20 protein-coding genes and 1 tRNA gene are annotated in these 25,852 nt (G+C 56.2%); 9 read left to right on the top strand and 12 right to left on the bottom strand.

The window, feature by feature from the left end; translation table 11 throughout:
- Positions 1-76 precede the first annotated feature (76 nt).
- The 5 genes from RDO88_RS04795 to pyrB form a co-directional block, all read right to left on the bottom strand.
- Positions 77-880 carry an outer membrane beta-barrel protein gene (locus RDO88_RS04795; RefSeq protein WP_307758292.1) on the bottom strand — a complete coding sequence of 268 codons (804 nt, stop codon included), beginning with the start codon at positions 878-880 and terminating at the stop codon, positions 77-79.
- 22 nt (positions 881-902) lie between these two features.
- A complete protein-coding gene (locus RDO88_RS04790; RefSeq protein ID WP_021848140.1) occupies positions 903-1,472 on the bottom strand; it encodes a flavin reductase family protein in 570 nt (189 codons plus the stop codon).
- Positions 1,473-1,508: 36 nt separating this feature from the next.
- Positions 1,509-1,889 carry a four helix bundle protein gene (locus tag RDO88_RS04785; protein ID WP_307758291.1) on the bottom strand — a complete coding sequence of 127 codons (381 nt, stop codon included), beginning with the start codon at positions 1,887-1,889 and terminating at the stop codon, positions 1,509-1,511.
- 17 nt (positions 1,890-1,906) lie between these two features.
- Complete coding sequence (pyrI, locus tag RDO88_RS04780) at positions 1,907-2,365, bottom strand: aspartate carbamoyltransferase regulatory subunit (RefSeq protein ID WP_022020337.1); 459 nt, start codon at positions 2,363-2,365, stop codon at positions 1,907-1,909.
- Between the two features lie 80 nt (positions 2,366-2,445).
- Positions 2,446-3,384, bottom strand: coding sequence for an aspartate carbamoyltransferase (gene pyrB, locus RDO88_RS04775; protein ID WP_021848137.1), 939 nt, complete (start codon positions 3,382-3,384; stop codon positions 2,446-2,448).
- An 839-nt stretch (positions 3,385-4,223) separates the two neighbouring features.
- On the opposite strand from pyrB, the gene RDO88_RS04770 reads away from it, so the two are divergent.
- The 5 genes from RDO88_RS04770 (at position 4,224) to RDO88_RS04750 (ending at position 10,283) form a co-directional block, all read left to right on the top strand.
- Positions 4,224-6,554: a transglycosylase domain-containing protein gene (locus RDO88_RS04770; protein WP_307758290.1), complete on the top strand. Its 2,331-nt coding sequence runs from the start codon at positions 4,224-4,226 to the stop codon at positions 6,552-6,554.
- Positions 6,555-6,566: 12 nt separating this feature from the next.
- Positions 6,567-6,980, top strand: a complete 414-nt coding sequence (locus RDO88_RS04765; protein ID WP_307758289.1) for a 2-amino-4-hydroxy-6-hydroxymethyldihydropteridine diphosphokinase — start codon at positions 6,567-6,569, stop codon at positions 6,978-6,980.
- A 4-nt stretch (positions 6,981-6,984) separates the two neighbouring features.
- Complete coding sequence (gene kdsB, locus RDO88_RS04760) at positions 6,985-7,743, top strand: 3-deoxy-manno-octulosonate cytidylyltransferase (protein ID WP_205096261.1); 759 nt, start codon at positions 6,985-6,987, stop codon at positions 7,741-7,743.
- Positions 7,740-9,029, top strand: coding sequence for an insulinase family protein (locus RDO88_RS04755; RefSeq protein WP_307758288.1), 1,290 nt, complete (start codon positions 7,740-7,742; stop codon positions 9,027-9,029). Before kdsB ends, RDO88_RS04755 begins: the two co-directional genes overlap by 4 nt.
- Before the next feature lie 114 nt (positions 9,030-9,143).
- The gene (locus RDO88_RS04750) at positions 9,144-10,283 is read left to right on the top strand and encodes a phosphatidylinositol-4-phosphate 5-kinase (protein WP_374043900.1); all 1,140 of its coding nucleotides are present in this window, start codon (positions 9,144-9,146) and stop codon (positions 10,281-10,283) included.
- 91 nt (positions 10,284-10,374) lie between these two features.
- Here RDO88_RS04750 and RDO88_RS04745 read toward each other — a convergent pair whose 3' ends face one another.
- Positions 10,375-11,313 carry a ribose-phosphate pyrophosphokinase gene (locus RDO88_RS04745; RefSeq protein ID WP_072545127.1) on the bottom strand — a complete coding sequence of 313 codons (939 nt, stop codon included), beginning with the start codon at positions 11,311-11,313 and terminating at the stop codon, positions 10,375-10,377.
- A 228-nt stretch (positions 11,314-11,541) separates the two neighbouring features.
- Between RDO88_RS04745 and RDO88_RS04740 the strand changes: the two genes are divergently transcribed.
- The 4 genes from RDO88_RS04740 to RDO88_RS04725 all read left to right on the top strand — a co-directional run bounded on the left by RDO88_RS04740 (position 11,542) and on the right by RDO88_RS04725 (position 17,646).
- A complete protein-coding gene (locus tag RDO88_RS04740; RefSeq protein WP_307758286.1) occupies positions 11,542-15,942 on the top strand; it encodes a DUF5113 domain-containing protein in 4,401 nt (1,466 codons plus the stop codon).
- 18 nt (positions 15,943-15,960) lie between these two features.
- Positions 15,961-16,695: a DUF5932 domain-containing protein gene (locus tag RDO88_RS04735; RefSeq protein WP_307758285.1), complete on the top strand. Its 735-nt coding sequence runs from the start codon at positions 15,961-15,963 to the stop codon at positions 16,693-16,695.
- Positions 16,685-17,491, top strand: a complete 807-nt coding sequence (locus RDO88_RS04730; protein ID WP_307758284.1) for an AbgT family transporter — start codon at positions 16,685-16,687, stop codon at positions 17,489-17,491. The genes RDO88_RS04735 and RDO88_RS04730 overlap by 11 nt, the downstream gene beginning before the upstream one ends.
- Before the next feature lie 81 nt (positions 17,492-17,572).
- Positions 17,573-17,646: transfer RNA gene (locus RDO88_RS04725), tRNA-Arg, on the top strand.
- 197 nt (positions 17,647-17,843) lie between these two features.
- Here the strand turns inward: RDO88_RS04725 and RDO88_RS04720 are convergent.
- The 6 genes from RDO88_RS04720 to RDO88_RS04695 form a co-directional block, all read right to left on the bottom strand.
- Positions 17,844-19,511 (bottom strand): AMP-binding protein, encoded by a 1,668-nt coding sequence (locus RDO88_RS04720; protein WP_307758283.1) that lies wholly within the window; start codon positions 19,509-19,511, stop codon positions 17,844-17,846.
- Between the two features lie 102 nt (positions 19,512-19,613).
- Entirely contained in the window at positions 19,614-21,104 is a 1,491-nt protein-coding gene (locus tag RDO88_RS04715) for a potassium/proton antiporter (RefSeq protein WP_307758347.1), read from the bottom strand.
- Positions 21,105-21,159: 55 nt separating this feature from the next.
- Positions 21,160-22,545, bottom strand: a complete 1,386-nt coding sequence (locus RDO88_RS04710; protein ID WP_307758282.1) for an ATP-binding protein — start codon at positions 22,543-22,545, stop codon at positions 21,160-21,162.
- A gap of 17 nt (positions 22,546-22,562) precedes the next feature.
- Positions 22,563-23,900, bottom strand: coding sequence for a sigma 54-interacting transcriptional regulator (locus RDO88_RS04705; protein WP_307758281.1), 1,338 nt, complete (start codon positions 23,898-23,900; stop codon positions 22,563-22,565).
- 256 nt (positions 23,901-24,156) lie between these two features.
- Positions 24,157-24,885, bottom strand: a complete 729-nt coding sequence (locus tag RDO88_RS04700) for a hypothetical protein (RefSeq protein ID WP_307758280.1) — start codon at positions 24,883-24,885, stop codon at positions 24,157-24,159.
- Complete coding sequence (locus RDO88_RS04695) at positions 24,860-25,669, bottom strand: metallophosphoesterase (RefSeq protein WP_307758279.1); 810 nt, start codon at positions 25,667-25,669, stop codon at positions 24,860-24,862. Before RDO88_RS04695 ends, RDO88_RS04700 begins: the two co-directional genes overlap by 26 nt.
- Positions 25,670-25,852: the final 183 nt, after the last annotated feature.

Genomic DNA, 25,852 nt, shown 5'->3' with positions numbered 1-25,852 from the left:
CTATTATATTTTAAAGGTATTCCGCTCAAAATGTTTGCAAATGTAAGCATTTTATCGGGAATAGGTTACATTCTGTCTAAAAAAATACGCCGAACGAAAAGCTCAGCACGTTGTCGCGGCGGTGGAAGCGTATTTCGCTGTCGGGCTTGGTGCCTTCGGGCGAGGGGGGCGTTTCGGGCAGGGCGTAGGTGATGCGTTTCGACATGTTGTGCAGCCCGATGTCGTAGCGGAAATCGAAGAACACGCGCGAGATGGTGACCGCCGCGCCCACCGTCAGGTTGACGTTGAAGGGGTAGAGCTCCTCGTGGATGTCGTCCAGGTTGAAGTTCTCGAAGGTGGTCTTGCTCTTGTGCGCCCAGAGGTAGCGCAGCTTGGGGCCGCCGAAGATGGCCAGGCTGTAGGGGCCGTCCTTGATGATGTTGTAGCCGTAGATGACGGGGATGTCGATGCTGTGGATGGTCGAGGTGATGCCTGCCTGCTCGGGCACGCTGCCTTCGGAGGCGTCTGCGGGCAGAGGCTTGGCGAAGGTGATGTTGCATCGGTTGATGTTGTACGACACTTCGGGCTGGATGAAGTGGCGGTCGAAGTTGATGCGCATGAAGAGCGAAGCGAAATAGCCTATCTTGTAGTTGTTCTGAATCTGCTCGATGCGCTGGCCGTTGATGCTGAGGTCGGACACGAGGAAGAGCGAGGCGGTGAATCCGCCCTTGATGCCGAAGTTCACGGGCGGAGTGTCGTGCTGCTTGCGGCCCGCGTCTTCCTGGCTCTGTGCCGCCAGCGCGGCGTCGGCTTCGGGCGGGGGCAGGGCGGTACCTTGTCCCCAGGCCAGCGAGGCGGCCAGCAGGAGGGAGGTCAGTAGGGAGGCTTTGGTTCGTTTCATGGCATGTTTTTGGGGTTCTTTATCAGGATTTCTTCTTCTCGACGCTCCAGCCGAACTTGCCTATCTTGGGGCCCAGTTCGTAGTAGCCGCCGTGGACGTAGACCAGCGGATTCGTCTCGGCCAGTTCCAGCTTGCCCGTGTCGGGGTTCAGGTGGCTGGTTTCGGCGCGTACGTTCACCACGTCGGCGATGAACATGTCGTGCGAGCCCAGCGACACGATTTCCTTGACGCGGCACTCGATGCAGAGGGGCGACTCTTCGATGAGCGGCGCCTGCACCACGGTGCAACGTCCGGGCGTCAGATGCATTTCCTCGAACTTGTTGTAGTCGCGGCCCGAGCGTACGCCGCACCAGTCGGTGGCGCGTGCCATGTCCTTCGTGGTGAGGTTGATGACGAACTCCATGTTGCGGCGGATGATGTCGTAGGAGTGGCGTTCGGGGCGGACGGAGATGTAGCACATGGGCGGGTTGGTGCAGAGGGTGCCTGTCCAGGCTACGGTGAGTATGTTGTATTCCTCGGGCGTGCTTCCGCAGCTCACCAGGACGGCGGGCAGGGGGTAGATGAGGGTGCCGGGTTTCCAGTCTTCTTTCATTTTGTTAATTGAAAATTGATAATTGATAATGGATAATTATTTGTTGAGGCTGCTTTTGGTCGTTTTTACGATACTGATCAATAGTTTGAGAAGTTCTTCACAATCTTTGTTGATAGAGGCAAACTCATGATCTTTCAAGTAATCGGTATCGTGTAGCAACGAAAGCCAGTAGGTCGTTTCGTTTGCTTCTTTCAAAGCAACATTCATCTTGTTCAGAAAATCGGCTTTGCTTTGTGCATGGGCCGATTCCTTAATCAGTGCGCCTATGGCCGTACCGCTTCTCAACAACTGATGGGCAATGGCGTATATCTTCTTGTTCTCGTCCAGATATTTGTACAAGTTGATGATACGGATGGAGAATTGATAACTCTTTTCCTCGACAACGTTGATTCTTCGTATTCTATCATCATTATCCATTATCAATTCTCCATTGATTAAATTATCTCGATTTCCTCCCTCGTCTGCTCCTTCTCGCAATAGTGGCACTTGATGACGCAGCGTTCCTTGTCGATGACGTGGAAGCGGGTGGGCATGGGCTCGTTGTTGGTGATGCACTTGGGGTTGGCACACTTCACGATGCCGCGCAGCTCGTCGGGCAACACCAGTTCGCGCTTCTCCACCACCTCGTAGTTGCGGATGATGTTCAGCTTCACGTTGGGTGCTACGACGGCGATGCGGTTGATTTCGTCGTCGCAGAAGAACTTGTCGGCAATCTTGATGATGCCCTTCTTGCCCAGCTTCTTGCTGTTGAGGTTGAAGCCGATGGTGATGTTGTTGTTCATGTGCTCCAGGCCCAGAAGCGACACCACGGTAAACAGTTTTTCGGAGGGGATATGGTCGATGACGGTGCCGTTCTCCAGCGCGGCTACCTGCAATTCTTTCTTGTCGTTCATTTCTTTAATTGAAAATTGAAAATTGATAATTGATAATTTTTTTGGGGGACTGACAATGGAAATGATTCACTAATTTTCCATTATCCATTCTCCATTTTCAATTCATCCAAAGTGATGCCCAGCACGTCGCAGAGGATGGCTTCGCGGGCGTAGAGGCCGTTCTGCGCCTGCTGGAAGTAGTAGGCCTTGGGGCTTTCGTCCACGTCGTAGGCAATCTCGTTCACGCGGGGCAGGGGGTGCAGGATGCGCAGGTTGGGGCGGGTGTGCTCCAGCATCTTCCCCCGCAGGATGTAGACGTTCTTCACGCGCTCGTACTCCATCAGGTCGGTGAAGCGTTCGCGCTGCACGCGCGTCATGTACAGGATGTCCGCCTCGGCGATGGTCTCCTCGGTGAAGTCCGTGTGCTCCACGTAGCGGATACCGTGCTCGCGGCAGTATATCTTATATTCTTCGGGCATCTTCAGTTCGTCGGGGGCGATGAAGTGGAAGGTGGGGTTGAAGTGGCGCATGGCCATCAGGAGCGAGTGTACGGTACGTCCGTATTTCAGGTCGCCCACGAGGAAGATGTTCAGGTTCTCCAGCGTGCCCTGCGTCTTGTAGATGGAGTAGAGGTCGAGCATGGTTTGCGAGGGGTGCTGGTTGGCTCCGTCGCCGGCGTTCACGATGGGCACGTCGGTCACCTCGCTGGCATAGCGGGCGGCTCCCTCCAGGTAGTGGCGCATCACGATGATGTCGGCATAGTTGCTCACCATCTTGATGGTATCCTTCAGCGTCTCGCCCTTCGACGAGCTGGTAGCCTTGGGGTCGCTGAAGCCGATGACGCGTGCGCCCAGGCGGTTGGCCGCCGTCTCGAAGCTGAGGCGTGTGCGCGTCGAGGGTTCGAAAAATAAGGTTGCCACGACCTTTCCGTCCAGCAGGTGGCGGTTGGGACGTTCTTCAAACTGCTTTGCCATTTCCAGCATATAGAGGATTTTCTCCTTGCTGTGTTCGGCGATGGTCACTAAACTTCTGTTTTCCATATCGTTGTTGTTCTTGTTATTTTTCGAGAGTGTAAAGGTAGGCAAAAACTGCGGTAGTTGGAAGCTTGTGCCCCGTTTTTTTTCCGTCCGCCGCCATTTTTCCTCCCGTCCCTACAAAGGTAGGCATCTCCCGCCGAAGCGCCAAAAATAGAGCCTCGCCCGCGTCTGAAAAGGTGTTAACGAAGCCGTCCTGTTGTGTTAATAAAACTAATGCATTGTTTTTCAGCCGGGAAAACGATGCTTTCGTGCGGGCGGGGCGGCGCGTTGTGGCGAGGCATCGGGGCGTTTCTCTTTTTTCTGTCCGATTGTCGCATTCGTGGAAGGGTATGTCTGCTGAATCAGGATATGTGTCCGGAAAAGCAGGAAACTGTCTGCTTGTTCAGGAAACGGAGTGTCCGGCTGCTCGGGAAAACAGACTGTTTGTGCCTGCCGAATGCTGTGGAAAGATGGATTTTTATTCACATTCGTTAACTTACACAATTACAAATTACAATTACAGTTAGGTCAATATCGTTTTTTGCTCGCTTCTCCCATGCCCCTTATATATATGTTTATTATATTATATATTATATATATAATTATAATATATATATAATATATAATATAATAAATTTATAATATACTATTTAATCTGATGGATGCGGAAACTCACTTTCGTCTTACTGTAATTGTAATTTGTAATTGTGTAAGTTAAAAAGTGTTTATCATCAGGGTTGCCGGACAGACGTGCGTTTCCGGTCTTGAAAAGCCGCCGAAAAGTGAAGCTTCCTCTTGTGTAATTGCGCCGGAAGTTGTATCTTTGCACGTTATTAAATCAAAGTAAAAACGAAACTCGGAACATGATCAAGAAAGTCGTCATAATCCTCTGGATACTGCTGGCCGTCATGCTGCTGGCATGCGTGCTGGTGTTTACCTCCATCTCGAAAGGCTGGATAGGCTACATGCCGCCCGTCGAAGACCTGGAGAACCCTAACTACAAGTTTGCCACACAGGTCTTTTCGGCCGACGGAAAGACGCTGGGCACCTATTCGTACAGCAAGGAAAACCGCGTCTACGTGGGCTATCAGGACCTGTCGCCCCACATCATCAACGCCCTCATCGCCACGGAAGACGTGCGCTTTGCCGAGCATTCGGGCATCGACGTCAAGGCCCTGTTCCGTGCCGTGGTGAAGCGCGGCCTCCTCTTCCAGAAGAACGCCGGCGGCGGCAGTACCATCACCCAGCAGCTGTCCAAGCAGCTCTATTCGCCCAGCGCGGAGAGCACGCTGGAGCGACTCTTCCAGAAGCCCATCGAGTGGGTCATCGCCGTCAAGCTGGAGCGCTACTACACGAAGGAGGAAATCCTGACGATGTACCTCAACAAGTTCGACTTCCTGAACAACGCCGTGGGCGTGAAGACCGCCGCCTATACCTACTTCAACTGCGACCCCAAGGACCTCAAGATTGAGGAGGCCGCCACGCTGGTGGGCATGTGCAAGAACCCCTCGCTCTTCAACCCCGTGCGCCGCAACGAACGCACCCGCGGACGCCGCAACGTGGTGCTCGACCAGATGCGCAAGGCCGGTTACCTGACCCAGGCCCAGTGCGACTCCCTGCAGGCCCTGCCCCTGAAGCTGAAGTACAACCGCGTGGACCACAAGGAAGGCCCCGCGCCCTACTTCCGCGAATACCTGCGCACGGTGCTGACGGCCAAGAAGCCCGACAAGTCCGACTACCGCGGCTGGCAGATGCAGAAGTTCTACGAAGACTCGCTCGACTGGGAGACGAACCCCCTCTACGGCTGGTGCGAGAAGAACACCAAGAAAGACGGCAAGAAGTACAACCTCTATACCGACGGACTGAAGATATACACCACCATCGACTCGCGCATGCAGCAGTATGCCGAGGAGGCCGTGACCGAGCACCTCAAGGAGTTGCAGGGCTACTTCTTCAAGGAGAAGAAAGGCCGCAAGAAGGCTCCCTACAGCTTCCGCCTGACGCAGGAGCAGGTCGATGAAATCCTGTTGCGCAACATCCGCCAGACCGACCGCTACCGCCTGATGAAGAAAGGCGGTGCTTCGGAGAAGGAAATCATGAAGGCCTTCAACACCCCGCAGGAGATGTCGGTCTTCAGCTGGGCGGGCGAAGTGGACACCGTGCTCACGCCGCTCGACTCCATCCGCTACTACAAGCACTTCCTGCGCGCCGGCTTTATGTCGATGAACCCCCGCAACGGACACGTGCTGGCCTATGTGGGCGGTCCCAACTACCACTACTTCCAGTACGACATGGCCATGGTGGGCCGCCGTCAGATCGGTTCGACCATGAAGCCCTACGTCTACGCCCTGGCCATGGAGAACGGCTTCTCGCCCTGCGACGAGGCACGCCACGTGTCCTACACCCTGCTCGACGAGAACGGCATCCCCTGGACACCCCGCAACGCCAACAACAAGCGCATCGGCGAGATGGTGACGCTGAAGTGGGGCCTGGCCAACTCCGACAACTGGATTACGGCCTACCTCATGAGCAAGCTCAACCCCTACGAACTGAAGCGACTGGTGCAGACCTTCGGCGTGCGCAACCGCGAAATCGTGCCCAGCGTGTCGCTCTGCCTCGGCCCCTGTGAGATATCCGTCGCCGAGATGGTGAGCGCCTACACCGCCTTCCCCAACCGCGGCATCCGTGTGGCTCCGCTGCTCGTGACCCGCATCGAGGACAACGAGGGCAACGTGCTGGCCACCTTCTCGCCCGAGATGAACGAAGTCATCAGCACCTCCAGCGCCTACAAGATGCTCGTCATGCTGCGTGCCGTCATCAACGAAGGTACCGGCGGCCGTGTGCGCCGTCTGGGTGTCAAGGCCGACATGGGCGGCAAGACGGGTACCACCAACTACAACGCCGACGGCTGGTTCATGGGCTTCACCCCCTCGCTCGTATCGGGCTGCTGGGTGGGCGGCGAAGACCGCGACATCCACTTCGACACCATGCTCCACGGACAGGGAGCCTCCATGGCCCTGCCCATCTGGACGAAATACATGAACAAGGTCTATGCCGACAAGACCCTGGGCTACGACGAGACGGAGACCTTCCAGCTGCCCGAGGACTACGACCCCTGTGCCGACAACGGTGAGGTGTACGAGGAGGTGGAGGAACCCACACCCGACATGGGGCTGGACGACCTCTTCAACTGATCTGCCTTGCCGATGGAGTACCTGATAAGCATGGGTAGCAACGAGGGGCGTGCCGTAAACATGGCACTGGCACGCCGCCGGCTGGCGCAGCTCTTTGCGGACATCCGCTTCTCGGCCGAACGCGAGACGGAACCTCTGTGCCTGCACCGTCCGGGCCTCTTCTCCAATCAGGTGGCCTGTTTCCACTCCAGCCTCGGAACCGACGAGGTGCGCCTCCGCCTGAAGGCCATCGAGCGCGAAGCGGGCCGCATGCCTCAGGACAAGCCCCTCGAGATTGTCCGCCTCGACCTCGACCTCCTGATGTGCGAAGGCCGTGTGCTCAAGCCGGCCGACATGGAGCGGGCTTACGTCCGACAGGGGATGGAGGAGTTGAAAATGGAGAATGGAGAATGGAAAATTGAAAATGGAAATGGAAATGAAAAATAGTGACTTGAAATTTATAGGAATCATACCCGCCCGTTACGCTTCCACGCGTTTCCCCGCCAAACCTTTGGCCATGCTGGGCGGCAAGACCGTGATACAACGGGTGTACGAACAGGTGGCAGGCGTGCTGGACGACGCCTGGGTGGCTACCGACGACGAACGCATCGCCGAGGCCGTGCGCGCCTTCGGCGGGCAGGTAGTGATGACCTCCGTCCACCACAAGAGCGGCACCGACCGCTGCTACGAAGCCTGCACCAAGGTGGGCGCCGGCTACGACGTGGTGGTGAACATACAGGGCGACGAACCCTTCATCCAGCCCTCCCAGCTCGAAGCCCTGAAGGCCTGCTTCGACGACGAAGCCACGCAGATAGCCACGCTGGTGAAACCCTTTACGCCCGACAACGGCTTCGAGGCGCTGGAGAACGTCAACTCACCCAAGGTGGTGGTGGACAAGAACCACAACGCCCTCTACTTCAGCCGCTCCATCATCCCTTACCAGCGCAATGCCGACAAGCACGACTGGCTCAAGAACCACGTCTACTACAAGCACATCGGCCTCTATGCCTACCGCGTCGACGTGCTTCGTCAGATAACCTCCTTGCCCCAGTCGTCCCTCGAGCTGGCCGAGTCGCTCGAACAGCTCCGCTGGCTGGAGAACGGCTATCGCATCAAGGTGGGCACCACCGACGTAGAGACCATCGGCATCGACACGCCGCAGGACCTGGCGCGTGCGGAAGAATTCCTGAAAACACACGCCGCCCGATGACCGACCGTACCCAACAGCCCCCTATACGCAAGCCCGGCCCCATGGCGGTGCGCCGCCCCGAGCGGGTGGTGTGGCCCAACGGCGTGCCCCTCAGTGTGCTCCATGCGGGCGACAACGAGGTGGTGCGTGTCGACGTCCTCATCGAAGGCGGACGCTGGCACCAGCAATATCCCCTCCAGGCCCTTTTCGCCAACCGCATGTTGCGCGAAGGCACCCGACGCTATACCGCTGCCCAGATAGCCGAGAAGCTCGACTATTATGGCGCGTGGCTCGACCTCTCGAGTGCTGCCGAGCATGCCTTCGTTACCCTCTATTCGCTCAACAAGTACCTGCCCCAGACGCTCGACGTGCTCGAGAGCCTCGTGAAGGAACCTGCCTTCCCCGAAGCCGAACTGGCGACGGTGGTGGCCAACAACGTCCAGCAGTTCAAGGTAAACCAGCAGAAGGTCGACTTTCTGGCCCATCGGGGGCTGGTGAGTGCCCTCTACGGCGACGCCCATCCCTGTGGACGCGTGGCTTGTGAGGCCGACTACGGGCGCATCACTCCCGAACTGCTGTACGACTTCTACCGCCGCCACTATCATGCGGCCGGCTGCTCCGTCTACGTCTCGGGTAAGGTGACCGATGAATGTCTGCGCCGGCTGGAGGCCTGCTTCGGAGCGGAGCCTTTCGGCGAGGGCCTGCAACGTCCCTCGCGCGCCTCTTTCGAGCCCTGCACCACCTCGGACAAACGCCTCTTCATCGAGCGTCCCGATGCCTTGCAGAGCGCCGTGCGCATGGGACTTGTCACCATCAGCCGCCACCATCCCGACTTTGCGAAGCTTCGTGTGCTGGTCACCCTGCTGGGTGGATACTTTGGCAGCCGCCTCATGTCCAACATCCGCGAGGACAAGGGCTACACTTATGGCATCTCTGCCGGCCTCGCTTCCTATCCCGACGACAGCCTGCTGGCCATCTCCGCCGAGACGGCCAACGAGTATGTGGAGCCGCTCGTGGCCGAAGTCTACCACGAAATAGACCGCCTGCAACACGAGCTGGTGCCTCTGGACGAACTTCAGATGGTGAAGAACTACATGATGGGCGACATCTGCCGCAGCTATGAGTCGGCCTTCTCCCTGTCCGACGCCTGGATTTTCCTCCACACGTCGCACCTGCCCGACACCTATTTCGACGAGGTACAGGCCGCCATCAGCGGCGTGACCCCCGAAGAACTCCGCCGTCTGGCGCAGGAATACTTGTGCAAAGAGAATTTAAAAGAAGTGGTGTCGGGTAAAAAAATGTCCTAAAAAGCCGTGGGGCATTCCCCCTCTTTGGCGGATAAATTGTAAATTTGTCACTTAAAGTGAAAAGAGAAATACGAGCAGACAATGAAAGCAAGATACATCTATATAGCATTTGCGATGGCCTGTCTTTGTCAGGGCCCCGCCGTTTCCGCACAGGAGAACGGAGGCTTTCTGGACAAGGTGAAGAACGTCTTCTCCTCGGAGGTCCGCATCGGAACCTATACCTTCAAGGATGGGGCGGTCTACACAGGCGAAATGAAGGGACGCAAGCCCAACGGAAAAGGTAAGACGGTTTTCAAGAACGGTGATACCTACGAAGGCGAATATGTGAAAGGCAAGCGTCAGGGATATGGCGTCTACACCTTTTCAGACGGCGAACGCTACGAAGGCCAGTGGTTTCAGGACCAGCAGCACGGGCAGGGCGTCTACTACTTTGTGAACAACAACCGCTACGACGGCTTGTGGTATCAGGACTACCAGCATGGCGAAGGCACGATGTACTACTACAACGGCGACGTCTACGTGGGCAACTGGGTGAACGACAAGCGCGAAGGCCAGGGCACCTATACGTGGAAGAACGGTTCGAGCTACACGGGTTCGTGGAAGAACGACAAGAAGAACGGCAAAGGCAAGCTGGTGTGGAACGACGGAAGCAAGTACGAAGGCGAGTGGAAGGACGACTTCCGTAGCGGCCAGGGTACGTTCGAATATGCCAACGGCGACAAGTACGTGGGCGGATGGCGCGACGACATGCAGCACGGCCAGGGCATTTACTTCTTCCACACGGGCGACCGCTACGAAGGATCCTACGTGCAGGGCGAACGCACGGGCGAAGGCATCTACTACCACGCCAACGGCGACAAGTATGTGGGCGGTTTCAAGAATGGCATGCAGGAGGGTAAGGGTACCTTTACGTGGGCCAACGGCGCCGTCTACGAGGGCGAGTGGAAAGACAACGAACGCAACGGCAAGGGCGTGTACAAGTGGAGTGCGGGCGATTCGTACGACGGCGAATGGAAGCACAACAAGTTCGACGGCCGCGGTACGCTGGTGCAGGCCAACGGCACCCGCTATACTGGCGGCTTTGTAGACGGATTGGAAGAAGGCAGCGGCATACAGACCGACAAGGACGGAAACACTTTCGAGGGCTTCTTCAAGCAAGGCAAGAAGGACGGCCCCTTTGTGGAGAAGGACAAGTTCGGCAAGGAAATCCGCAAGGTGACCTATAAGATGGGGCGTATCGTGTCCAGCAACTGAGGGCTGGGATACGTTCTCGTGCAAGAAATAAAGAAGGGAGTGCATCGCGTCGGATGCACTCCCTTTTCTTTTATCTTTCAGCCTCTTCGGCTTAAATCAGATATTGCGAGCTGATGGATTCGTTGTTCACTACACGCTTGATGGTCTCGGCAAACATGTCGGCAATGCTCAGCTGTTTTACCTTGGCACACTTCTTGGAGTAGGGGATACTGTCGGTGAACACCATTTCAGTCAGGCCAGACTCTTGCACGCGGAAAGAGGCGGGGTCGGACATGACGCAATGGCTGGCGATGGCACGTACCGACTTGGCACCTGCGGCCAGCATGATGTCGGCAGCCTTGGTGATGGTACCGGCGGTGTCTACGATGTCGTCAACGAGTACTACGTTCTTGTCCTTCACATCGCCGATGATCTGCATGGAAGCCACTTCGTTGGCTTTCTCGCGCGACTTGTTGCAGAGTACCAGGGGCACACCCAGATACTTGGAGAATGTGCTGGCGCGCTTGGAACCGCCTACGTCGGGCGTGGCGATAACCAGGTCTTCCAAGTTGAGTGACTGGATGTAGGGCAGGAATACGGCCGATGCATAGAGGTGGTCTACAGGAATGTTGAAGAAACCTTGGATCTGGTCGGCGTGCAGGTCCATCGTAATCAGACGGTCGATGCCGGCTACAGAGAGCAGGTCGGCCACCAGCTTGGCGCCGATAGATACACGCGGTTTGTCCTTTCTGTCCTGACGGGCCCAGCCGAAGTAGGGCACTACGGCGTTGATGGTCTTGGCCGATGCACGCTTGGCAGCGTCAATCATCAGCAGCAACTCCATCAGGTTGTCAGAGTTGGGGAAAGTGGATTGAACCAGGAAGACATTTGCTCCGCGGATGGACTCTTCGTAAGACACGGCGAACTCACCGTCGGCAAAGTGGGTGATGTTCATTTTTCCCAGCGGGCAATTCAGGCTTGCGCAGATTTTCTCTGCAAGGTATCTCGAATTTGTTCCTGAGAATACCAAAAAGGGTGCTTTTTCGCTCATTGTTATTGTAATAGATGTTACCTATTTATTAAACTTCTGCAAAGGTAGGCATTTCTTGCTGATTTCGCCAAGACTTATTGTATAAAAATAAGACGGAGGAGATGGAAAGCAGGAAAAGCCCTCTTTTTCTCCTCTGAAAACGGGCGCCTTTCCGTCCGAATGATAATAAACGTTTTTTCTTGGGGGCGAACGTCTGTTTTTTACTGATTTATTCGTAGCTTTGTTAGCATGAGAACAGTGAAATGTGTGGCATTCAAGCTCGTCTGTGCCTGCGCGTGGTGCGTATGGCTGGCACTGGCTTCGTGTGAGGGCCTGGCGCCTTCGGGCGAAGTGGGGCGGGTAGACTCGCTCAACGGGGAGGCCTATGCCTGGCGCTATCGCGACCTCGACTCGTCGCGTGTGGCGGCCCGTCGTGCCTTCGAGGAGGCGCGTTTCTATCGTTCGGGCAAGGCAGAAGCCTGCAACAACCTGGCCTTCTGTGCTTTTATGGAGATGGATTTCAAGAAGGCCGAAGCCTTGTACCGCTCCGTCTACGAGCTGACGAAGAACGAGCTGGAGCTGCTTGTGGCCGATGTAGGCTTGATGAGACTCTACCAGCGGACGGCTCTGAACAAGGAATTCTACGATTATCGCAACAGCGCCCTGAGGCGCATGAGCCGCATTGCCGAGGACGATGCCCTCTTTGCCGAGGGGCGGGGACGCAAGCGGCTCGGCTATGCCCGTTCGGAGTTCTACATCGTGTCGGCCGTCTACTATTATTATCTGCAACAACGGCCCGAGGCGTTGGAAAACATCCGCCAGGTGTCCGACGAAGGGATGGCCGACACTGCCCAATGGCTCTATGCCCACTACGTCCGCGGAGCGGCTTCGCTCGTGGAGGAAAAGGGAGCCGAAGGGCAGAAGTTGCGCGACTTCGATGAGCTCTTCACCACGTGGCGGGTGGCCTTGCAGAAGGATTTTCCCTATTTCGAAGGCTGCTGCCTGCAGGCGATGGCCGACCTGATGTCTTCGGCCGACGACTATGCCTGCTTCGTGGAGCATCGCAGGCATGCCCTCGACATGCTGGGCGGAGCGGCCGACACGTTGCTCCCCTTGCGTCTGGGGCAGGAATCCTTGCAGAAGTTCGCTCCTTATAAAGATGTGTATCAGACGGTGGGCACCTACGTGCAGATAGGGCGCTACCTGAACGAGCATGGCCGCTATGGCGAGGCGCTCGACACGCTTCAGGTGGCGTTGGAGGCCGTGAACGCCCATCATCGTCATTATTACCAGTGCGAAGACAGCCTCGACCGCCTGAAGATGTACGACCATCGCAACGCTCCTGCCGTGGAGCAGCGTTGGATGACGGACAAGCTGATGACGGCCCCCGAATGGATATCGCGCATCCGCGACCAGCTCAGTGTGTCGTATGCAGGCCTGGGTATGAAGGAGCGCTCCGACTACAACCGCAACATCTACCTCGACATCCTCGAAGACACCCGTCAGGACAAGGAGCTGGAGAGCCGCTACGAGGCCTTGGAGCGGGGCATGTACGTGCTGAACCAATGGTCGCTGGCCGTGGTGGCGGGCATCGTGGCGGTGCTGGTGTTCTTCTGGTTCTTCAACCGCCGCTCGAAGAAGCGCAACCTGACGCACCTCCGCCGCCTACGCCTTGTACTCGACATCTGCCAGAAGATTACCGCCTCCATCCCTGCCGAAGCGCAGACGCAGGAGGAAGTGGCCGAAGCCATCACCTTGGCCGTGGCCGATGATGTGGAGCAACTCTTCGGCACGAGGGACTTCGTGGTGGAGGGCGGGCAGATTTCCTTCCCCCACCTGCACCTGAAGCGTGATGAAGAGGCCCTGCGCAGGCTCTTGACGCCCTACATCCAATGGGCGTTCGAGAACGGCCTGGCTACCATCGCCCTGGGCGACGAACGCCGCCGGCTGGAGAAGGAACGCTACGTCAGCGAGCAGCACATCGCCGCCCGTAAGCGGAGCAATGTGGAGAAGAAAGCCTGCCTGGCCATTGTCAATGGCATGCAGCCCTACATCGACCGCCTGGCCAACGAGGCCGGCAAGATGGCGCAGGGAGGCGATATGCTTCAGGCGGAAGTCAAGGCGGGAAAATATCAGTATATGGACGAACTGGTAGCTACCATCAACGACTACAACGACATCCTGGCCCTGTGGATTCGCATGAAGCAGGGGGCCTTGAGCCTCCATGTGGAGAACTTTGCCCTCGGCGACCTCTTCGCCCTGCTGGGCAAGGGCAGGAGGGTGTTCGACCTGCGCCATCAGACGTTCGAGGTCGTGCCCACCGACGCGTGGGTGAAGGCCGACCGTGCCCTGACCCTTTTCATGTTGAACACGCTCGTGGACAATGCCCGCAAGTACACCCCGCAAGGCGGACACGTGAAGGTATACGCCTCTTGCGGGGTCGATTACGTCGAGGTGTCGGTCGAAGACAACGGGCGCGGCCTCTCGCCCTCGGACGCCGCTTCCCTCATGGAGGCGAAGGTCTGCGACTCGAAAGCCATCGGCCTGAGCGACGCCGCCGACAAGGAAGAGCTCCTCAAGAGCAAGGGAAGCGGCTTCGGCCTGATGAATTGCAGGGGCATCATCGAGAAGTATCGCAAGACCAACGCCCTGTTCAGCGTCTGCACCTTTGGCGTGGAGAGCCGCCTGGGCAAGGGGAGCCGCTTCTACTTCCGCCTGCCTGTGGGCGTGCGCAAGGCTCTGATGGGGCTGGTCGTGCTCTGCCTGATGGTTCTTTCTTCGTGTGCAGGCCGTCCGATGGCCGATGAGGCAGGTGGCGGAGCCGACTCGTTGTCGGCCGTGGCGGGGCAGGACACCCTCCGCGCTGGGCAGATGGACGAGGCAGACGAGCTTCTGCTTTGGGCCTCCGACTATGCCAACGCCGTCTATTACAGCAACATCGCCCGCAACTACCGCCAGGCGCTGGCCTATGCCGACTCGGCCCTTTGGTGCCTGAACGAACATTACGTCCGACGGAGCGGGCAGACGACGCCCCTGATGTCGCTCGAGGGCGAGGGCGTCGCCTCAGAGCTGCAATGGTGGGGCGCGTGGTTCGATACGGACTATCATGTGATATTGGACATCCGCAACGAGGCGGCCGTGGCTTTCCTTGCCTTGAAGCAATGGAAGGCCTACCGCTACAATAACGAAGCCTATACGGCCCTCTACAAGCTGCTGGGCGAGGACCAGTCGCTCGAAGACTATTGCCGCCAGCTGGAGCGCTCGGCAGGCAACCGCAGGGTGGGCATCTGGCTGGCCGTACTTCTCTTCTTCCTGCTGTGCCTGGGTTACTATTACCTCTACATTCGCCGTCGGCTGGTAGACCGATGGAACCTCGAGCAGGTGCTCGACATCAACGGGCGTATGTTCAGGGCGGCCCGCCACATGCCTCAGGAAACCTCCTCCGAATGGGTGGACGGCGGCGAGGACAGCCTCGGACAGATACCCCAACGGATGGTGGACGAGGCCTTCCAGTCGGTCAACGAGCTGGTGGGCATCGATCGCCTGGGCATCGCCGTCTGCGACGAAGACACCCGCCGGCTGGAGTATGTATGCAGCCCCCGCCTGGTGGCCGGCGAGGAAAACAATGCAATGGAGGCGATAAAGCAGTGCTTTGCACAAAGGAAAGCATTGTTTTCCGACCACACCTACATCCTTCCTCTGCTGGTGGAGGCGGGTGGTGGCAGTCGTTGCGTGGGCATGCTCCACTTGGAGCGCCGTCAGGGTACGGAGGCCGAAGACGACCGCCTGCTGCTCGAGCTGGTGGCGCGCTACACGGCCATCGTCCTCTTCAACGCCGTGGTGAAGCTGGCTGGCAAGTACCGCGACATCGAGCTGGCGGGTGACGAGGCCCGACGCGCCTCCTACGAGGACAACCAGCTCCATGTGCAGAACCAGGTGCTCGACAACTGCCTCTCGACCATCAAGCACGAAACCCTCTACTATCCCAACAAAATCAGGCAGCTCGTGGGCAGGCTCCGTTCGGGGGCGCTGGCCGCCGACGAGGAGCGCGAGACGCTGGCCGCCGTCCGCGAGCTGACCGACTATTATCGGGCGGTGTTCTTCCTGCTCAGCTCGTGCGCCTCGCGCCAGCTCGAGGAAGTGACCTTCCGACGGACGACCCTCTCCGCATCCTCCCTGCTGGCCACGGCAGAGCGATACTTCCGCAAGGCCTCGAAGGGCAAGTGTCCGCCCGTCAGCCTCTCTGTCGAGGCGGAGGAGGCGCAGGTGGTGGGCGATGCGTACCAGTTGAACTTCCTCTTCGAGAGCCTGCTGGACGAAGCCTTGGCCGTCCCTCTGGAGGGCATGCTCCGCCTTTCCGCCCGCGTGGACGGTCCTTTTGTGCGCTTCAGCTTGGCCGACACTCGCCGCAACAAGTCGCAGGACGAGCTGAACTACCTCTTTTCACCCAGCCTGGAGCGCATGTCGGGTGGCGTGGGAGGCCGCTTGCAGGGCACAGAGTACCTCATTGCCAAGCAGATCGTCCGCGACCACGACGAATATGCCGGCCGGCGAGGGTGCCGCATCTATGCCGAGCGGCTTCAGGAGGGGAAGGGCTTCGTGGTGCACTTCACCCTCCCGCGGAAGATGAACGGAAATGAACGCAAGTAAACAAACAGATATCAATCAATGGAAAAAGAAATGAAATACAAAGTGATTATCGTGGAAGATGCCAAGCTGGAGCTGAAGGGGACGGAAGAAATTTTCCGCCACGAGATACCCGACGCCGAAGTGATAGGTACGGCCATGACCGAGCAGGAATTCTGGCCGCTCATGGAGAAGCAGGTGCCCGACCTGGTGCTGCTCGACCTGGGGCTGGGCGGCTCCACAACCGTAGGCGTGGACATCTGCCGCCGCATCGGGCAGAAGTACCCGGGCGTGCATGTGTTGATTTTCACAGGCGAAATACTGAATGAGAAACTGTGGGTCGACGCGCTCGACGCGGGTGCCGACGGCATCATTCTCAAGACGGGCGAACTGCTCACCAAGACCGACGTGCAGGCCGTGATGGACGGCAAGAAGCTGGTCTTCAACTATCCCATTCTGGAGAAGATTGTGGAGCGTTTCCGCCGTTCGGTGCTCAACGATGCCAGGCGGCAGGAAGCCTATATCAGTTACGACATCGACGAGTACGACGAGCGTTTCCTCCGCCACCTGGCCTTGGGATATACCAAGGAGATGATAGCCTCGCTCAAGGGGATGCCCTTCGGCGTAAAGTCGCTTGAGAAGCGTCAGAACGACCTGACCGGCCGCCTCTTCTCCGACGACGAGCGGGCGGCGGGCGTCAACGCCACACGCCTGGTGGTGCGCGCCATCGAACTCCGCATCTTGGACATTGACAATCTGGAGCCCGATGAAGAGTAGACACACCTTTTGGCATCCCGCCACGTTGTTCCTCGCGCTGACCTGCCTCGTGGTGCTGCTGTCGTGGATATTGGAAGTCTATGGCGTGCAGGCCGTGTGTGCCGATACGGGCGAAGTCTTCCGCCTGCGCAGCCTCTTGAGCCCCGAGGGCATCCGTTGGATGTTGCGCCATGTGGTGTCCAATTTCATGGAGTTCCCTCCCTTGGGCCCCGTTCTGATGATTGTGACGGGCATGGGCATGCTGATACATTCGGGGTTGGGAGATGCCTGCCTGCGCCGATGGCCGTTGCTGGGACGATGGATGGGGTGTCGCACCTCTGCCGTCTCTGTCCGTGCGTTGTCGCGCAAGGAGCGCAGGGCGTTGCAGAGCGCCTGTGTGGTGGGTGGTGTTTATGTGGGGATACTGCTGTTTGCCACTTTCTCGCCGTGGGGTATTCTGCGCAGCGTCAGCGGGGGCTTGATACGTTCGCCCTTCATGGAGGGGCTTCCATTCCTCTTTGCGTTTGGGTGTACCCTCATGGGAGCGTTTTATGGATGCATCGTTGGTCGTTATCGCAGGGATACGGATGTGGTCGAGGGATTGGTTTTCCTTGCCCGTCCGCTAATGTTTGGTTTACTGGTTGCCTTTTTCGCTTCCCAGATGTTTGCCTGTATGGACTATTCGCGGTTGAGTGCTTGCCTGGGTATCTGGCTCTCTTGGATGGGGGCAAGATGGTTGCAATGTGCAGCCGATATCCTTCCATACGTGCCCTTTGTGCTTGCCGGCTGGCATTATTTTCGCTTCTCCAGGCCTTAAAAACAAGTTTTATGCTAAGATTTATTGTCTTTTGTTTGCAGTTTCAATAAAAAAGCGTACCTTTGCACCGCAATTAAGGCTGGTTCCGTAGCTCAGCTGGATAGAGCAACGCCCTTCTAAGGCGTGGGTCTTGCGTTCGAATCGCAACGGAATCACAAAGAAGGAAGTCATTAAACGCTGTGTTTCACAGGTTTTGGGCTTCCTTTCTTTGTTTATCGGCTTTTGTTTCTTGGGGCGGATAGAGAAATGACGAAATACAGAGGAATGGATTGTTTCTGTATTTCGTCATTTATGTATCAGTATCTAAATTTTCATTCTGTATTCCATCGCGGGATATTCGCATCTGGAAATGTTACCCCTTGGCTTCTTGGTAGAGGAAACGCTTGATGCTTTTCTTGGCTGTCTTTTCAAATTCCTCGAAATGGATTTTTACTTTGGTAATCTGGCAATAGGCTGGCAACTGCTGGTTCAGCTCAAGGCGGTTCTGCTCCATGGCTTCTTCTACATCCGACTGTTGCAGACCGCGGGCAAAGGCTTCGTCGAAGTCAGGGTAGATGAGGGCGACAAGCTTGTCTTTCTGAAGGACAATGAGCGATTCGGAAACGTAGGGCATGTTGTTCAGCTTGCTTTCTATCTCTTCGGGATAGATGTTCTGTCCGCTGGCGGTGAGGAGCATATTCTTGCTTCGGCCGCGGACGGTGACATTCCCTTCAGCGTCCATGGTGGCCAGGTCGCCAGTGTGCAACCAGCCATTGACGTCGATGATTTGTGCGGTAGCTTCAGGATTCTTGTAGTAGCCCAGCATCAGATTTTCGCCGCGGCAGATAATCTCGCCCGCATGGTTGGCGGGGTCTTTGGAGTCAATGCGTACTTCCATGCGCGAGGCTGCCTTGCCGCATGATGCCAGCTTGAGGTCCTGCCAGCGGCTGGAGCAGATGATGGGACCGCATTCTGTCATGCCATAGGCGATGGTGTAGGGGAAACCTATCTGCTTGAGGAAGCGCTCTACGTCGGCATTGAACGGCGCGCCTCCGATGATGATGTCATTGAACTCTCCGCCGAAGATTTCCATGGCAGCCTTGCATGCTGAGGCCTTTATCTTGTCGTTGACAATAGGTACACGCAGAAGAAGCTTGCCGATGGTATTGTCCAGGCGGGGCAGGATGTTCTTCTTGATAATCTTCTCCACGATGAGCGGTACGCACGAAATGATGCGGGGCTTGATTTCGGCGAACGACTGCTCGATGATTTTGGGTGAAGGCATGCGCGTCAGGAAGAATAGATGGGCGCCCATACAGATGCCGTAAAGGAAGTCGTAGACCATACCGAACACGTGGCCGAGCGGGAGCATCGACACGATGTGGTCGCCTGCCAGTATGGGGCGCATCTCACGGCAGTAATCGATGTTGGAACGAATGCTGCGGTAGGGCAGCATGACGCCTTTCGAGTAGCCTGTAGTGCCCGAGGTATAGTTGATGATAGACAACTCTTCGGGCGACTCTTCATGGCGGTAGCGGATGTGCTCAGGACGGAAATTCTTCGGGTATCGTTGTCCGTAGATGGCATTGCGATGTTCGAAAGCATCCATCAGACGCTGGTCACGGCAGACGACAGGTGTAAAGTCTGTCAGCAGTACAATTCCCATCAGGCCCGGCATGAGGTCTTCGTTCAAATATTCCCATGCTTGGTCGCCCACGAAGAGCAGCTTGGCTTCGGAGTGGTTGACAATGTTGTGAATGTTGTCGGCCTTGAATTCGTGCAAAATCGGTACGATGACAGCTCCATAGGTGATGGTAGCCAGGAACGTGACAGCCCAATGGGCACTGTTGCGGCCGCAGACGGCAATCTTGTCGCCGGGCTTGATGCCCACACTTTCCAATACAATGTGAAACTTGGCTATTTTTCTGGCCACGTCCTTGTATTGCAGGGTTGCTCCTTTATAGTCTGTCAGGGCATCACGGTCCCAATTGCGGGCGATGCTCTGCTCGATATATCCGATGAAGCTGTTATCTTGTTTCATGTTTTATTTTTTCTTTCAATTCTGCACATTTGTTGAAAAACTGCGCAAAGATAGGGGATACACCCATTTCTTGCAAACAGTTTTCCTGTTTTTTGCGTGGGGTCACAGGCTTGGGCTGCTTGTTTCTGCATCTTGGCCGGCTGAAATCTTTTTCTTTTCCGAGATGAGCAGCAGCTTGTCTTCCTCGTGAAGTTTCAACGAGCCGTTGGGGATGAGAAACTCATCGCCGCGCTTTACAATCATTACCAGTGTGCCTTGTGGAAGCTGCATGTCTTTGAGCGTCTGCGCACGTGTCAGCATATCAGCGGTAACGGTCACTTCGTGCAGGTCGGATCCCAACTCTTCAGGCAGTTCTACGCCGAAATCGTTGCCTGTTTTCTCTTGGGGCATAGAGAGGCCCAGCAGGCGTGCCGCCCGCGAAATGGTAGTGCCCTGCACGATAAGAGAGAGGATGGTGATGAAGAATACGATGTTGAAGATGCTGTTGGCTCCAGGCACATCGGCCACAACAGGGTAGGTGGCAAAAATGATGGGGACGGCTCCACGCAGGCCGACCCATGAGATGAACAGGCGCGAACGTTGTGTAATGCTCTTTCCGAAGGGGAGCAGGCTGAGATAAACACTGAGCGGACGTCCCACCAATATCATAAAGGCACCTATCAGCAAGGCTACGGCGGCCACGCTGAGCATCTCGTGCGGATTGACCAGCAACCCCAGGCAGAGGAACATGATGATCTGGAAAAGCCACGTCAGGCCGTCCATGAAAGTATTGGTCTCTTTGCGATAGGCTATCTTGTGATTGCCTACCATCATGCCGGCAATGTAGACGGCCAGGTAACCGTTGCCGTTGAGCAGGCTGGTGGCCGAGAAGGTGAAAAGAACGAACGCCAGCAGGAGGATGGGGTACAGCGACTGGTTGTCGATGTTCAGGCGGTTCAACATCAGCACGGCCAGCTTGCCCAGCAGATAGCCGGCTGCCGCTCCTACAACAAACTGGATAACGAACGAACTGGCAATCTGCCCCCAACCCATGCCCGATGCCTGTGCAAGTTGGGTCAGGACAATGGTGAGCATGTAGGCCATGGGGTCGTTGCTTCCGCTTTCGAGTTCGAGCATGGGCCGCAGGTTGTGTTTCAGATTGATTTTTTGCGAACGCAGGATGGCAAAGACCGATGCCGAGTCGGTAGACGACATCGTGGCGGCCAACAACAGGGAGGGAATGAGGGGAAAGTGGATGTTCGTCCAGCTCATACCTGAAAGCCACCAGATGAACAAGCCTGTAAAGAGTGTCGTGAGCAGTACGCCTGCCGTAGACAAGGCGATGCCGGGTTTCAATACGGGCTTGATGTCCGAGAAGCGTGTGTCCATACCGCCTGTGAAAAGAATGATGCTGAGGGCTACCATACCGATGAACTGGGCGGCCTTCATGTTATAGAACTGAATGCCTAATCCGTCACTGCCGAAAAGCATGCCGACGACGAGGAAGAGCAAGAGGGTGGGTACTCCGAAGCGATAGCCTGTCTTTCCAGCCCAAATGCTGACAAAGAGCAATACGGAGCATACCAATAGGATGTTTTCTGCTGTAAGTATTATGTCTGTCATATCGTTTTTTTTGTTACTTGTCTAACAATCATTTCAGCCTGCTTGTTCAGTTGAACTTCAGCAGGAAAGTCGTTTCATGGGCCGGTATAAGGGAGAGGCTTCCTCCAGACAGGCGCATGATTTGTCGCGAAATGCTCAACCCGATGCCGTTTCCTCCTTCGCGGGTGGTGAAGAAGGGGATGAAAATGTGTTCGGCCACTTCGGCAGGGATGGCAGGACCGTTGTTCGATATTTCAATCAGCACGGCCTCTTCGTGGTCGCAACGGGCCCGGATGGAGATGCGTCCTTCTTTGCTTCCGTCCGAGGATGCTTGTTCGCTGATGGCTTGTACGGCGTTTCGCAACAGGTTGGTTACTACCTGGCCGATGAGGTTCTCGTCGGCATGCAGGATGAGGTCGTCAGGGTTCACATCGATATCGAAGGTGATGCCTCCTGCTTCTGGAAACTGATGGCGGGCCAATTGCACCATGCGCTCTACGAATCCCTTTACGAAAAACAGGCTCGGCTCAGGGGTGGGGATGCGTGTGAAGCGGCGGTAGGACTCAACGAAGGACAGCAATCCTTTGCCTGTACTACTGATTGTCTGCAACCCTTGGCGTATCTCGTCCTCGCCATTGTTGTCGGCCGTCCGATGGTCTACCAGCTGGAGCAGGGTGTCACTCAAGGAGGTGATGGGAGTGACGGAGTTCATGATTTCGTGTGTCAGTACGCGGGTGAGCCGTGTCCATGAGTCGATTTCCTTTTCGTCCAGTTCGTTGTTGATGTCGTTCAGGGCCAGGATGCGCAGGTGATTGCCGTGGACGGTGATTTCACTCGTTCGTACAGAGAGGTTCATCGTGCCGCGCTCGTTGTGGAATGTCACCTGCAACTTGTTGCCGGCACGGCAGGAGGCCAGTTGGGTTGCCAGTTGCGGGTCGATACGGTTCAGTTGGTTCAGGTGGGTCAGTACAGTAAGGCCCAGCAGGCGCAGGGCTTCTTCGTTTTTCTGATAGACGGCACCTTTGTCGTTCAGCACCACGATGCCCGTATCTACGCAGTTCAGTATCAGTTCGTAGTATTTTTCCTGCTGGATGACTTCCTGCTTGGTGTGGGCCATAATCTGCGACACGCGGTTCAGGGCATGGTTCAGCAGACGGTTGTCGGGCGTGCCGTCCTGTTCGGAGAAATGGAGCGAACCGTCGTTGTTTTCTATGGCATCGAGCAGAAAGAGGACCTTGCGCACATGCTGGCGGTAGAGCTTTATGCTCCACCACACGGCCAGGCATGCCAGCACCGTCAGTACGATGGCCCAGAAGAGAGGGTTGCACCATGTGGGCAGATGCGTGGGGCCGATGGCGAAAACAGTCCATGCGCTTCCTGCGGCAAGGACGGCAAGCAGGCACACGCAGAAGCGGAAGGTGTAGTAGGGCGACAATTTCTGGATGATGCTCATGGGCGGTGTCGGTATTTTTAGAGTCCGTATCGTTTCATTTTGTTGTAGAGCGTCTGTCGGGTGATGCCCAAGCTGGCCGCTACGGCCGACAGATTGCCTTCGCAAGTCTGCAGGGCGCGGGCTATCATCTGCCTTTCCATGGCTTCGAGGGTGGTGGCTTCGCCTGCATCGGCGGCTGGTGCGGACGGGCGCGGAAGCTGGAAGCTCTCGGCCGTCAGGATGGGGCCGTCGCAGATGATGACAGCCTTTTCTACCGCATGCTCCAGTTCGCGTATGTTGCCATACCAGGGATGGCGCAGGAGTTTGTCGCGGGCTTCGTCGTCGGGCGTCAGTTCGGGCTTGCCATACTGGTGGCAGAAGCGGGCGATGAAGCGCCCGGCCAGCGGCAGGATGTCTTCCGTCCGTTTGCGCAGGGGCGGTATCTCCAGATGGATGGTGTTGATGCGGTAGAGCAAGTCTTCGCGGAATTCACCGCGTGCCACCTGTTCGTTCAGGTCACGGTTGGTGGCACATATCAGGCGGATGTCAACAGGGATGGGCAGATTGCTGCCTACCTTGACCACGGCGCGGCGCTGGATGGCGGTCAGCAGTTTGGCTTGCAGGTGGTAGGGCAGGTTGCCTATCTCGTCCAGAAAGAGTGTGCTGCCGGTGGCCGCCTCAAACTTGCCGGTACGGTCGGCATGCGCGTCGGTAAAGGCACCTTTCACATGCCCGAAGAGTTCGCTTTCGAAGAGGCTTTCGGTCAGTGCTCCCATGTCTACGCTGACCATTTCCCGCTCGCGTCGGGCAGAGAGGGCGTGTATCTCTCGCGCCAGCATCCCTTTTCCTGTACCGTTTTCGCCCGTTATCAGAATGTTGGCGTCGGTGCCGGCCACCTTCTCCACCAGCTGGCGCAGGTGCTGCATGGAGGCGCTTGTACCCCAGTACATGCATCCGCCTTCTTGCCTGGGAGGTGTTTTCTTCCCTTTGCCGGCTGGCGAACAGGCAGCGAGCAGGGTTTCGATGAGCTTGGCGTTGTCCCAAGGCTTGACGATGAAGTCGGCAGCTCCTTCCTTGATTCCCCTCACGGCAAGGGCGATGTCGGCGTAGGCGGTGAAGAGCACTACGGGCAGCAGGGGCTTCTGACGCTTGATTTCGCTCAGCCAGTAGAGCCCTTCGTTGCCGTTGTTGATGCCGGCCGTAAAGTTCATGTCGAGCAGCACCACCTGCCATGCGCCGTTATGGAGGGCGGCATTCAGCCCGGCGGGCGAGGACAGCACTTCGATGCGGTCGAAGTAGGGTTTCAACAGCAGTTGCAGTGCGCTCAGCACACCTCGGTTGTCGTCTACGATGAGTATGTTGCCTGATTTCTTCATCTTTCCGTGTTTCTGTATTTCGTGAACAAATATACGCTTTTTGGCAGGAAATGCGCGGCGTTTTGCCTGCGAAATGAGGAACGGTGGCCGACTTTTTGCCTAACAGCCTGATTCATTGAATAATGTAAGGAAGGCTTTTGTCGTGGTATTGAACTGATTATGTTCCTTTACAATCGCAATCGGCAGGAAATAGTAAAGCACTGTTTTCTTGGGAAGAAAGCATTGCTTTCCTGCCTGCAAAACAATGCTTTCTTCCTTACAGCAGTTGCAGCTTCACTCCAAACGAGAGGCTCAGGTAGTCTTTCGGCTTGAGGTAATGATTGGTGAAGGCACTGACTATGTAGAGGTCGCTGGTGCTCAGTTCGTAAAACAGCGTGACGGCTCGGGCCGAAAAACGATACTTTTCGGGGATGTTGTAGGTGACGCGCTGCCCCAAGAAGGCGTGGATGCGGACTTTCGAAGAGAAGCCATAATATCCCTTGGGATAACGTTCGGGCTCGTGTACCCAAAAGTCGCTCCCGAACACCGTATTGAGATACATACCGCAGGTGAGCGGTTCCAGAGCAAAGTCGCTCTTCTTGATGGACAGGCTCCAGGGAATGTAGTTCTGCTTCAGCGTGAAGGTAAGCTTGGCTTTATCCGACTGGTATTTGGGCAGAAATCCGAAAAGCAAGTCCGTTTCCCACTGGTTGTGCTTGCCATAATCCCATCCTGTACCGATGGACAACAGGCCCATATTGCCGGCAAACTGTAGTTTGGTATGTGTAGGTATCAGCACTTCCCAACGGTTGCGGTAGCGATGGACACGACGGTCGTAGCGACTGTATTCCTTTTGAGTGGATACCTGCGCCGTATCTTGGATAACGGGCCGATGGTTGACTTCTTGCGACAACGCAGGGGCGCATAGCAGAAGGCTTGCCAAGCTTGTCATCAAGCCGGCCGAAGGCAGGCGCAGATACTTAAAAATAAACCACTTCGCGTTCATATCCATCGGGTGTTAACGTAAATATGTAGTAATTGCGATGCTTCATGCAATCGCTCAGATAATACATCACGCCGTCTTCGAACAGGTCCATCTCGGCCAGTCGGTGTTCGTGTGCCGCCAGACAAAACTGGAGGGAGGGATACAGGTTGATGTATCGCTGGAAGACGCGTGCCACATTGTTGTTGAACTCACCGCAATAGGGGCGGATGTGCATGGCGACAACGGTTCGGTCGAACTCGTCGGTTCGGGTGTTCATCTCGTCTTCGATGAAGTTGAAGTCGGGGATAGGACGAGAGTAGTCATACTCGATGGCATTCGTGTTGAGGCAGACAAACTTTACCCCTCCGGCAATGAATGCGAAGTTGGGGTCGCCGAACACCGTTCGGAAAGTTTCCTCGCCCGTGCCCAGGCAGTCGTGGTTGCCGATAAGTACTACGTAGGGCATCTTGAGCCCATTCAGGATGTTACGTTGCCAGAGGAATTCGTCGGTCACGCCGAAGTCGCTCAAGTCGCCTCCATGGATTACAAAGTCGATGTCGTCCCTGCGGTTCACATCGTTTACGAAGTCTTGTGTCTCGTCGTACCATCGCTGAGAGTCGCTCATGAAGGCAAAACGCAGGGTGTCTTTCCCTTGGCATTGCGATTCGATGAGGGCGATGTTTTTCTCATTGATGCCCGTTTCGCCGTCTATGCGCACATCATAAGGGTGATAGTCTATCAGGTCGCAGCTGCAGGGCAACGTACAACACAGGAAGACAGAGGCCAGTTTACAGAAACTATTCATATCAATCATGTTGGTTTGCGCGGCAAAGTTAGGACATTCGTACCTGTTGTCATTGTTCTGATTTTCCTTATTAAAGGTCTGAATAAGGCTTTTTGATAGGCTTATATAGTGCACAGAGGAATGTCTTGTCCATTCATCGGAATTTTTATGTTCGATATTAAGAATGAGTAATGTTACAATTTT

Origin of the sequence: uncultured Mediterranea sp. (assembly GCF_902493215.1) — a bacterium.
Lineage (GTDB): Bacteria > Bacteroidota > Bacteroidia > Bacteroidales > Bacteroidaceae > Bacteroides.
The sequence above is the reverse complement of the archived record's forward strand: the minus strand, read 5'-3'. Positions and strand labels throughout refer to the sequence as shown.

Coding starts and splice junctions, on each gene's coding strand:
- RDO88_RS04790 (WP_021848140.1), bottom strand. CDS start 1,472: ATGAAAGAAGACTGGAAACCCGGCACCCTCATCTACCCCCTGCCCGCC.
- RDO88_RS04695 (WP_307758279.1), bottom strand. CDS start 25,669: ATGAATAGTTTCTGTAAACTGGCCTCTGTCTTCCTGTGTTGTACGTTG.
- RDO88_RS04710 (WP_307758282.1), bottom strand. CDS start 22,545: ATGAGCATCATCCAGAAATTGTCGCCCTACTACACCTTCCGCTTCTGC.
- RDO88_RS04730 (WP_307758284.1), top strand. CDS start 16,685: ATGAAGAGTAGACACACCTTTTGGCATCCCGCCACGTTGTTCCTCGCG.
- RDO88_RS04765 (WP_307758289.1), top strand. CDS start 6,567: ATGGAGTACCTGATAAGCATGGGTAGCAACGAGGGGCGTGCCGTAAAC.
- RDO88_RS04795 (WP_307758292.1), bottom strand. CDS start 880: ATGAAACGAACCAAAGCCTCCCTACTGACCTCCCTCCTGCTGGCCGCC.
- RDO88_RS04785 (WP_307758291.1), bottom strand. CDS start 1,889: ATGGATAATGATGATAGAATACGAAGAATCAACGTTGTCGAGGAAAAG.
- RDO88_RS04755 (WP_307758288.1), top strand. CDS start 7,740: ATGACCGACCGTACCCAACAGCCCCCTATACGCAAGCCCGGCCCCATG.
- RDO88_RS04770 (WP_307758290.1), top strand. CDS start 4,224: ATGATCAAGAAAGTCGTCATAATCCTCTGGATACTGCTGGCCGTCATG.
- RDO88_RS04740 (WP_307758286.1), top strand. CDS start 11,542: ATGAGAACAGTGAAATGTGTGGCATTCAAGCTCGTCTGTGCCTGCGCG.
- pyrI (WP_022020337.1), bottom strand. CDS start 2,365: ATGAACGACAAGAAAGAATTGCAGGTAGCCGCGCTGGAGAACGGCACC.
- RDO88_RS04705 (WP_307758281.1), bottom strand. CDS start 23,900: ATGAAGAAATCAGGCAACATACTCATCGTAGACGACAACCGAGGTGTG.
- RDO88_RS04720 (WP_307758283.1), bottom strand. CDS start 19,511: ATGAAACAAGATAACAGCTTCATCGGATATATCGAGCAGAGCATCGCC.
- RDO88_RS04735 (WP_307758285.1), top strand. CDS start 15,961: ATGGAAAAAGAAATGAAATACAAAGTGATTATCGTGGAAGATGCCAAG.
- RDO88_RS04750 (WP_374043900.1), top strand. CDS start 9,144: ATGGCCTGTCTTTGTCAGGGCCCCGCCGTTTCCGCACAGGAGAACGGA.
- RDO88_RS04700 (WP_307758280.1), bottom strand. CDS start 24,885: ATGAACGCGAAGTGGTTTATTTTTAAGTATCTGCGCCTGCCTTCGGCC.
- pyrB (WP_021848137.1), bottom strand. CDS start 3,384: ATGGAAAACAGAAGTTTAGTGACCATCGCCGAACACAGCAAGGAGAAA.
- RDO88_RS04745 (WP_072545127.1), bottom strand. CDS start 11,313: ATGAGCGAAAAAGCACCCTTTTTGGTATTCTCAGGAACAAATTCGAGA.